Genomic DNA, 917 nt, shown 5'->3' on the forward strand with positions numbered 1-917 from the left:
GTGACGTCGGCTCGCTGTCCGTTACGGTCACTGCCAGTGATGGCCTGGCCAGCGCCTCGGACACCTTTACCCTGGCGGTAGCGGCCGACCCCGCGACCCCACCGGCGGACAATCAGGCACCCGAGTTGCAGGCCTTCCCCGGTGCCGATGCGCTGGCGGCCTTTGCCCTGGCGGGCAGCAGCGGTGATGTGGCTGCCGATCTGACCGACCACGGCCACCAACTGACCTTCAACAGCGGCGTCAGCCACAGTGACTCGGGCGTTCAACTGAACAGCGCCGGTGGTTCCATCGGGGCAATCACCCTTGACGGGACGATGACCATTGCCACCACCTTTACCTACCACAGCCACGGCAACTGGGCACGGGTGGTTGACCTGGGGAACGGTGCCGGCACCGATAATATTCTGATCGCCAGTCCATCGGAAGGACGAATAGAGGCCCAGATTTTCCACGGTGACAGCATTGTTGGCTCGGTGGCGTTTGATAACTTCTACACCCTGGGTGAAGCCTTCCACCTGGCCCTGACGGTGGATGCTGATGGCCATATGCACCTGTACAAGAACGGTGTTGAAGTGGCGGACAATCCCGGCCAGGGACCCGCCGGTATCGAGTTGACCAGCAACCTGGTCGGTGCCAGTAACTGGCCACAGGATGCCGCCACGGATGGCACCATCAAGGACCTGATGATCCTCGACAGCACCCTGTCGGCCAGTGACGTCAGTGAGCTTTACCAGCTCGCCCAGAGCGACGACCTGCAGGCCTTCGTGACCCCGCTGGGCATCAATGAAAGTGCCCAGCCGGGCACCGTGGTGGGGCAGGTGTCGGCCAGTGACGCCGATGGTGATAGCCTGACCTTCAGCCTCACCGACGACGCCGGTGGTCTGTTTGCCATTGATGCCAATACCGGCGCAATCCGT

General features: G+C 62.6%; 2 protein-coding genes. One reads left to right on the forward strand and one right to left on the reverse strand.

The annotated features are described in order from the left end of the window. Positions 1-350 (reverse strand): hypothetical protein (locus tag J7438_RS26085; RefSeq protein WP_209278944.1); only part of this gene is annotated, 350 nt, incomplete at its 3' end. On the opposite strand from J7438_RS26085, the gene J7438_RS26090 reads away from it, so the two are divergent. Then, a partial coding sequence (locus J7438_RS26090; protein ID WP_209278943.1) for a LamG-like jellyroll fold domain-containing protein occupies positions 315-917 on the forward strand: 603 nt, incomplete at its 3' end. The genes J7438_RS26085 and J7438_RS26090 overlap by 36 nt on opposite strands.

It is taken from the genome of Thalassotalea sp. G20_0, assembly GCF_017744175.1.
Taxonomy (GTDB): Bacteria; Pseudomonadota; Gammaproteobacteria; order Pseudomonadales; family Endozoicomonadaceae; genus Endozoicomonas.